General features: G+C 68.1%; 8 protein-coding genes. All 8 read right to left on the reverse strand.

The window, feature by feature from the left end:
• Positions 1-86: 86 nt before the first annotated feature.
• On the reverse strand, positions 87-812 hold the full coding sequence (locus ABD225_RS05835; RefSeq protein WP_344082425.1) for a type 1 glutamine amidotransferase: 726 nt from the start codon (positions 810-812) through the stop codon (positions 87-89).
• Complete coding sequence (locus tag ABD225_RS05840) at positions 809-2122, reverse strand: MurT ligase domain-containing protein (RefSeq protein WP_344082427.1); 1314 nt, start codon at positions 2120-2122, stop codon at positions 809-811. Before ABD225_RS05840 ends, ABD225_RS05835 begins: the two co-directional genes overlap by 4 nt.
• 23 nt (positions 2123-2145) lie before the next feature.
• Positions 2146-2898 (reverse strand): lysophospholipid acyltransferase family protein, encoded by a 753-nt coding sequence (locus tag ABD225_RS05845; RefSeq protein ID WP_344082429.1) that lies wholly within the window; start codon positions 2896-2898, stop codon positions 2146-2148.
• On the reverse strand, positions 2895-3806 hold the full coding sequence (locus tag ABD225_RS05850) for a phosphatase PAP2 family protein (protein WP_344082431.1): 912 nt from the start codon (positions 3804-3806) through the stop codon (positions 2895-2897). The genes ABD225_RS05845 and ABD225_RS05850 overlap by 4 nt, the downstream gene beginning before the upstream one ends.
• Complete coding sequence (guaA, locus tag ABD225_RS05855; protein ID WP_344082433.1) at positions 3797-5365, reverse strand: glutamine-hydrolyzing GMP synthase; 1569 nt, start codon at positions 5363-5365, stop codon at positions 3797-3799. The genes ABD225_RS05850 and guaA overlap by 10 nt, the downstream gene beginning before the upstream one ends.
• A gap of 9 nt (positions 5366-5374) precedes the next feature.
• Entirely contained in the window at positions 5375-5695 is a 321-nt protein-coding gene (locus tag ABD225_RS05860) for a DUF3817 domain-containing protein (RefSeq protein ID WP_344082435.1), read from the reverse strand.
• Positions 5692-6477 (reverse strand): SURF1 family protein, encoded by a 786-nt coding sequence (locus tag ABD225_RS05865; RefSeq protein ID WP_344082437.1) that lies wholly within the window; start codon positions 6475-6477, stop codon positions 5692-5694. The genes ABD225_RS05860 and ABD225_RS05865 overlap by 4 nt, the downstream gene beginning before the upstream one ends.
• A gap of 192 nt (positions 6478-6669) precedes the next feature.
• Positions 6670-8232 carry a beta-propeller fold lactonase family protein gene (locus ABD225_RS05870; protein ID WP_344082439.1) on the reverse strand — a complete coding sequence of 521 codons (1563 nt, stop codon included), beginning with the start codon at positions 8230-8232 and terminating at the stop codon, positions 6670-6672.
• Positions 8233-8493 lie beyond the last annotated feature (261 nt).

Here is an 8493-nt window from a genome sequence, read left to right on the forward strand (position 1 = left end):
GGTCGACGTTCGAGGGCGAGGAACTTGAAGGGGGTCGGAGAGGGGGTCGGGGAGGGCGTCGGGCGGGGCGTAGAGCGGGCCCGGGCTCAGCCGACCAGGCGGCGGACTTGCCGGGTGCGGGCCTCGTCGGCGAAGGTGTCGTCGAGGTTGCCGGGCTCAAAGGGGGCGCCGGTGGCGAGGGGGACGGCATACGACAGCAGGGCATCGGCGAAGACCGGATTGGCCGGCAGAATCGGGCCGTGCAGGTAGGTGCCGAAGACATTGCCCGTCCGGGCACCCTCGCTGCCATCCTCGCCGTTATTGCCGAAGCCGGAGCGCACTCGCCCAAAAGCCGCCTGCCCGGCACCCAATGTCGTTGAGCCGGAGTGATTTTCGTAGCCCACGACATCCCCGAAGTCGGTGCTCAGCACGACCGGGCCGATCATCCGCTTGGGATTGCCCTGCGTCGTGACATCGAGGATGCCGAGTCCGGGCAATCGCTTGCCCTCGACGGTGACGAAGGCCTTGCCGAAGAGTTGGTACATCCCGCAGATCATCAACATCGGGGTTCCGGCGGCCGCCAACGACCGCAATCGTGGCGCGATGACCTCCAGGTCGGCCTCGACCCGCGCCTGCCCGGAATCCTGCCCCCCGCCCCCCAGCACCAGATGCGCCTGGTCGGGGAAGGCCGCGCCCGGGTGATGCTGATGCAGAACCGGCGTGTAGCCATGCCGCGCCAGCCGAGCGGTCATCGTGCGCGTGTTCCCGAGGTCGCCGTAGATGCTCATCTCGCGCGGATAGAGATGCACGACGTGGATCTCGCCTTTGCTCATGATCCCTCCTCACCGAAGGCTGGCAGGTTGTAGCGCTCCGCCAGCCGGCGCCGCAGCGTCATCATCGCGGTGTACGTGCAGAAGATCCGGGCCGGCTGCCCGTCCCGCTCGCGCAGGAAACGATCGAGCGCGCTCTCGAGATCTGGCTCGACGTCCGCGACCGGCACCTCGTCATACTGCAGCCGCAGGGCCATGTCGTAGGCCCGCACGCCCGAGGTCAGCGACACCCCCACCTCGCGCAGGCTCTCGAAGGAGACGTCATAGAGCCACGAGACGTCGCGGCCGTCGGCGTAGTTGTCGTTGATCGCGATCATCGTGCGCACCGGCGTCGAGCCATAGGTCGACAGGGCGACAGTGAAGCCCGCCGGATTCTTGACCAGGACGAGCTCGAGCGGGGCGCCATCGGCGTCAATGACCTCGCCGCGCCCGAAGGGCGCCGTGACCGTCGCCAGCGCGTTCGCCGCCGTCGCCGCATCGAAGCGCGAGCCGAGCAGCCGCCGCGCCATGGCCGTCGCCGCGGTGGCGTTGATCATCGCGGCGAGACCGCGCTGCTTCAGTTCCACCGGTCCGACAATCCCACCAGCGCCGTGTGGCCCCACGAGGATCTCTAGGGAGCGCTCGTCCACTGGCCGCAGGAGTATGTCGTCCGCTCCCGCCGGGGGGACGACATACTCATCGTCCACCCGGGTGTCCTGCTCCATCAGCTCCGGGAGGCGATGCGCGATCGAGTCGTCGACACCGAAATAGTCAATCGTGACACCGGTTTTGACGCCCTCCGCGCTTCGAGCCACGAACGAATCGTCCCGATTCATCACCACGCCCTTGGACGTGCGGGCGGCCAATTGCGCCAGCAATTTCGCCGTGTGGTCGATCTCGGCGAAGCGGTCCAGCTGATCGCGCGCCACATTGAGCAGCAGTGCGTGCGTCGGCGTCACGGCGTCAGCGAACTTCAGCGCGTGCGCCTCATCGAGTTCGAGGACGGCCACATCGGCGACCGGCCGACCGCGCAGGCCGACCTCGCCGAGCAGCGCGGAGATGACGCCGCGCGTGAAATTGCTGCCCGTCGGATTCGTGAAAACACTCAGCCCGTGAGCGCGCAGCAGCGCCACGAGCATCCGAGTCGTGGTCGTCTTGCCATTGGTCCCTGACACGACCACGATCCCGCCCGGCAGGCCACCAAGGGCATGCCCAAGGATCTTCGGGTCCACCTTTTCGGCCACCAGGCCGGGCAGCGCCGAGCCCCCGCCGCGCCTTTTGGCGACGGCACGGGTCAGCTTGCCAGCCGCGATCGCGGCAGAAGTACGCAGCACGCCAGCAGCCTATGCGCGAGCGATCATCGGGCCGGTGCGCCCGCGCCGGACGCGGCGTCGAGTTCGGCGTTGACATCGCTGGCATACCGCCCGGACCGCTCTTGGCCGGACATGGACCCGATCGCATCGGTCACCGCATCGGTGATGGCCCGCAGCAGGGCGGCCTTCTGAAATTGCGCCGCCAGCCCCGCTACATCGATCGCCGGGCCGAATCGCACGGTGACCTTCGTCGGTCGCAGGATCTTGGTGTCCGGCGGCTGCAATTTCTCGGTGCCGATGAGCGCGCACGGGATGATCGGCGCCCCGGAGGTCAGGGCGAGCCGAGCGACGCCGGTGCGGCCGCGGTGCAGCCGACCGTCGCGAGACCGCGTGCCCTCGGGATAGATCCCGAAGGCCCCGCCCGCAGCCAAGACCCGCTCCGCAATATGCAGTGACTCCGCCGCCGCACGCGCGTCCGTGCGCTCGACGGGGATTGTCCCGAAGGACTGCATCCACGCCCGGAGGGCGGCCCCCTTCAGCCCGGTGCCCTGGAAATACTCGGCCTTCCCGAGGAAGCTCACGCGCCGCCCTGATGCCAGCGGGATGATCATCGAGTCGCTGAACGAGAGGTGATTGCTGGCGATGATCGCCGGGCTGCCCTCCGGCGGAATGTGTTCTCGGCCGGTGACCGTCGGTCGAGCCATGACGAAAAAAGCCGGCCCGATGACGAGGTAGCGCATGATGCCGTCGAGGAGAGCGTTGTTCTCCCCCAACTGATAGCCCTGCTCGCTGCTCATACCTGCCTCTCGACCTGCACCACCGGTTCCGGCTCGGCCGCTGGCGCGACAACTCGCGGCGGCAGGCGGAAGATCCGCCGATCCGCCACAACGGCGATCAGGCCGAGGCCCACGCCTATTGTCACCCCGACGACGATGATCGATCCCCACATCAAGGTGGTCGCCTTGGAGCCATCCATCGGCGCCATCCCCAGTCGATGCAGGACATAGACGCCACCTCCCACGCCGAGAGTCGCTAGCGCGCTGTGTCCCACGCCCCGATCGAAGCCGGCCGCCCGCACCAGCGGTTGCTCGATCCAATGGCCACCGACGACCAGTGCCAGCGCGGCCCAGATCAAGACCACACCGACGGCCGCGACGACATCCGCGGGGCGGTGCCACCGTTCGGCCATCGTGCCGAGCCCCGCGGCACCGGCGATCGCGCCCGTCACCAGGCAGGTGAGAGGACGTATGACGCGCGGGGACGCGATGATCGCGACCGCGGCCAGCGAGATGGCCGCCGTGGCGTGCCCGCTGGGCAAGGTCACACGAATGCTCGGGTCGCTCGGCACTGAGGTGAGGAAGTCGAGTTTCAGCAGTTGCGTGGTCTGGTTGGCGCCGACAACAAGCAACGGCAAAGCGAGCGCCATGCGCCAATGCCGTTGCAGCGCCGCGATTCCCATCGCGACCAGCGTCAACAAGAACATGGTTGACACCTGGATTTCGCTCAGCAGCGCATCGATTCGGCCCGGCGCGAAGCGATCGACGCGAAAGGACCGCATGACCTCCAGGTCGAGCCGGGAGCCACCTTGAGTGCGCAGCGCCAACCAGACCATCAAGAGCAGGACGAGGATGCCGGCCAAGGTCAGCAGCACGACATCGGCGGCATCGCGGACCGCCGAACGGGGCGAGATGGGGGTCACTCCCATTCGATGGTCCCCGGCGGCTTGCTCGTGACATCGAGGGTGACACGGTTGACGCCGTCCACCTCATTGGTGATGCGACCCGAGATCCGGGCGAGCACGTCATACGGCAGGCGGGTCCAATCGGCCGTCATGGCATCCTCAGAGGAGACCGGCCGCAGGACAATCGGATGGCCGTAGGTGCGGCCGTCACCTTGGACCCCGACCGAACGCACGTCGGCGAGCAGGACCACCGGGCACTGCCAGATCTCACGGTCCAGGCCGGCAGCGGTCAGTTCGTGGCGGGCAATCGCGTCCGCGGCGCGCAGCGTGGCGAGATTCTCTGCCGTCACCTCGCCGACAATGCGAATGCCGAGACCCGGCCCTGGGAAAGGCTGGCGCCAGACGATTGACTCCGGGACACCGAGCTCCAGGCCGACCTTGCGGACCTCGTCCTTGAACAGATCCCGAAGGGGCTCGATGAGGGCGAACTGCAGGTCGTCGGGCAGGCCGCCGACATTGTGGTGACTTTTGATATTCGCCGTGCCGGTGCCGCCGCCCGACTCCACGACATCGGGATAGAGCGTGCCCTGGACGAGGAACTCGACGGGGTGGCCGTCGGCGGCCGCCTCCCCCACGACGTCACGGGCCGCCTGCTCAAAGACGCGGATGAATTCGCGGCCGATGATCTTGCGCTTATCCTCCGGATCCCCCACTCCGGCAAGGGCATTGAGGAAACGCTCGCGCGCATCGACCACCAGGAGTCGGACCCCCGTGGAGGCGACGAAGTCCTGCTCTACCTGCTCGGCCTCGCCATCGCGCAACAGCCCGTGATCGACGAAGACACAGGTCAATTGGTCGCCGACGGCTTTGTGCACCAAGGCGGCCGCGACCGACGAATCCACCCCACCGGACAAACCGCAGATGACGTGCTTGTCACCGACGCGCTCGCGAATCAGGGTCACCTGCTCCTCGATCACCGACCCGGCGCTCCAGTCCGGGGTGAGCCCGGCCCCGGCATACAGGAAGTGCTCCAAGAGGTTCTGTCCGAAGGTGGAGTGCAGCACCTCGGGGTGCCACTGGACGCCATACAGCCGGCGCTCGTCGTCCTCGAAGGCGGCGATCTTTGCGCCGGCGGTGCTCGCGGTGACGCGCATCCCGGCCGGCGCGTGGGCGACCGAATCGCCGTGGCTCATCCAGACCGACTGCTCGGCGGGCTGGCCGGAAAAGAGGATGGAGGTGGTGTCGGCGATGGTGGCGACCGTATGGCCGTATTCCCGCAAGCCGGTTCGCGCGACCTCCCCGCCCAGCGCGAGCGCCATCGCCTGGAAGCCGTAACACATGCCGAAGACCGGGAAGCCGGAGTCGAGGAGCGCGGGGTCGAGGTGGGGGGCGCCGTCGGCATACACACTGGCGGGGCCGCCGGAGAGGATGACGGCGAGGGGGTCGCGGGCCCGGATCTCCTCGACGGAGGCGGTGTGCGGGATCACCTCGCTATAGACGCGGGCTTCGCGTACCCGGCGCGCGATGAGCTGGGCGTACTGCGCGCCGTAGTCGACGACGAGGACGGGGCGGCGGGTGGTCACGACGAAATGTTAGTCGGCGACCTTGAACTCGCTGGCGACCTTCCGCTCTACGACGAAGGACAGGAACGGCACGCAGCCCGCGAGCATGATCAAGACCATCTTGGGCAGCGACCAGCCCGCCTTGAAGCCGAGATTGGCGGTGGCGACGACATACAGCAGGTAGAGGAAGCCGTGCGGCTGCGGCCACCAGTCCAATGCGTGATTCTCAAAGCCGTAGCGCAGGATCATCTCCGCGACGAGGACGAGCAGGCCGATGCCGACGATGAAAGCCATGACCTCGAAGAACTTCACGGCGCTCGCCAGCTTGGGGTGGGTGGTCGGTGTGCTCATTGCTCCTGCTCGCCGGCGCTGACGCGCGCGTAGTCCTGGTGTGGGGTTGGCTCTGGGGTGAGTCGGCGCGGTCCGCGGTGATCGGCCTGCACCATCTTCACCCACATCACGAGGGCGAAGGCGGCGAAGACCCACCACTGCAGGGCGTATGCCGCATTGCGCCAGTTCAGCCCGGTGTCGGGCCGCGGGGGCGGCACGTGGGTCAGGGGCGCCGGGTCGAGTGTCTCGTTGGCGCGGGTCTCGGATTGCGCGAACCCGAAGGCGTTATACAGCTCGCCCGGCCAGGCGTTGACCAGCTTGGACAGATCGACGCTGCCAAGTTGTCCGGCGGGATAGCTCTGTTCGGACGGCGACTCCCCCGGCGCCAGGCTGGCGGTGACGGTGACCTCGCCTGTTGGCGGTTGCGGCGCTGTGGCGGTGGCTGTCCAGCCTCGAAGGACGGGGAAGGTCGCGCTATTGGCGGTGACGGTCAGCGGGGAGACGACCCAGAATCCGCTTCGCCCGTCGAGGAGCCGGCCGGCGACGAGGACTTGCCCCTCGGCATACGTCCCGGACACGGTGACCAGCCGGCCGCTCGCGGCGCCGGGGAAGGGGGTATGGGGGGTGAGCAAGCTGGTCATCGCGACGACGGGCTGCTTGCCAGCCGCCTCGATCGCCTCCGCGCGCGCCTTGTCGTGCGCCACCCCGAGCTGCCAGCTTCCGAGCTGGATGAACGCGATGGTGAGCAGGATCGCCAGGCCCAGCAGGGCCAGCCACTTGGGCTTCAAGGCGGTCCGCAACACCGCCTCAGACTACGTCGCCGAACGGGCGCTGCGAGGCATCCGCCCAGCGCGCAGGCCCAGCGCCAGGAGGATGCCCCAGACCGACAACTACACCCGATCCGTGCATTGACACCCGCTGGACCGGGTGTCAATGCGCGGATCGGGTGTCGATGGACCGATCGGGTGTCGATGCGCGCCGGGATGGGCGTCGCGTCAGCCTTTGAGCTTGGCGTCGTCGTAGACGATCAGCGTGCCGCCATAGCAGGCGACCCAGACCGACTTCGTCGCGGCGTTGTAGGTGATGCCGATGGGGTTGGCCTCGGTGCGGACGGTCTGGACGACCTTCATATCGCCGGTCGTGATCTTGCTCATCGTGCCGTCGCCGTAGTTGACGACATAGACCGCCAGGCCATCGGCGCTGATCGCCATCGAGCGCGGCTCGGTGCCGACCTTGACCGAGCCGACGCTCGCGCCGGTCGCGCGGTCGAGCTTGACGACGGTCCCGGAGGCGTTGTTGCTGACGTAGACAAACTTGCCGTCCGGGCTCATCACGAGATGGCGCGGGCCATTGCCGGGGTCGGAGAAGGTGTTGACGGCCTTGGTGGCAAGGTCGACGGAGACGACCTTGTGCGAGCCCATGAGGGCGACATAGGCCGTCTTGCTGTCGGGGCTGGCGACGATGCCGCGGGGGTACTTGCCGCCGAGGTCGACGCGGGCGGTCTCCTTGGCGCTGGCGGCGTCGATTACGGACATATTCCAACTGCACCAGTTGGTCACCAGGACCTGCTTGCCGTCGGGGGTGACGGCGACATACTTCGGGACCGCGCCGACGGGCACGACCTTGTCGATGACGAGTTTCGCGACGTCGACGCGATAGACATAGGAGCTGTCCGTGCCATCACCCGCCGCGCACGAGTCCTTGCCCTCGGGCCCAAAACCCTTGCCGTACATCGAATAATTCGATACCCACGCATATTTGCCATCGGGCGTGAAGGCGACCTCGACGGGCGCGCCCTGCGAGGTGCCGGGGTGGCCACTGACGCCGAAGGCGGACAGATCCACGCTGTCGGGGATGGTCTTGACGAGGGTGCCGTCCGACTTGAAGACCGAGATCGAGTGCCGGTACATCATGTTCTGCGCAAACAGCAGGCCGCCCGGGCCGGCGACGACCGACTTCGGCTTCATGGCATCGGACGTCAGCCGCAAGGTCTCGACGAGAGCGGTCTGGTCGGACGGACCGGCGGCGCCCTGGGAGGCGGTCGCGCTGGGACGGATCTGGACGACCTTGGGCGCGCTGTCTGACGGGGCGCTTGGATTGGTTGCGGCCGGCGCCGTGACGGTGGTGGTGCCAGGCTTGGCCGCAGCGGCCGCCGTGGGCTTGTCACTGCCGAAGAGGCCGCCGACCAACGCAATGGCGCCCTTGACGACGAACCAGACAATCGTGACGAGGAGCGTCAGGATCGCGAGTGCGAGGAGCCGACGCAGGGTGTAGTTGGGCCGCTTGGCGGGCGGTCGTCGGCGCTGACCGGCCGGCGGGCGCGGTCCACGAGGACCACCGGGTCCACCTGGGCCGCCAGGTACGCCATCGCGGGGCTGGCTGGCTGGCCCGGAAGCGGAACGGGCCGGCAGGCTCTTCGTCGCCGGCGTGGCGGCGTGGCGATGGGCGCCGGGAGCAGGCGGTTCGCCTCGCAGAGCGCGCACCTGAGCCCGCGTCGCGGCGCTCGGCTCGTCGTCGCGCAGCATCGGCTCCTGCGGCTCCGGCAGCGTTGTCGTCACCCGGTCAGGCTAAACGGGCGGCTGAAAAATCGGTCGAAGGCACACCGGTCGGGCCCGCAGGTCGCCGCCCGACGTGGCTGAATGGTCACGGCCAAGTTTCCGCGGGTTGACCCGTCCGCCGTCTCGGCACCAGCCTGTCGCTCGCGTGAGCACCAGCAGGGTGGGGACCCTACTCCCGCTCACGCGAGCTACTAAGCCTCGATCCACCGATCGACTTGGCGCGGTGTGGTGATCCGGCGCGTCGGAACATGAGAATGCCCC

It is taken from the genome of Nostocoides veronense (genome assembly GCF_039531185.1).
Taxonomy (GTDB): domain Bacteria; phylum Actinomycetota; class Actinomycetes; order Actinomycetales; family Dermatophilaceae; genus Nostocoides_A; species Nostocoides_A veronense.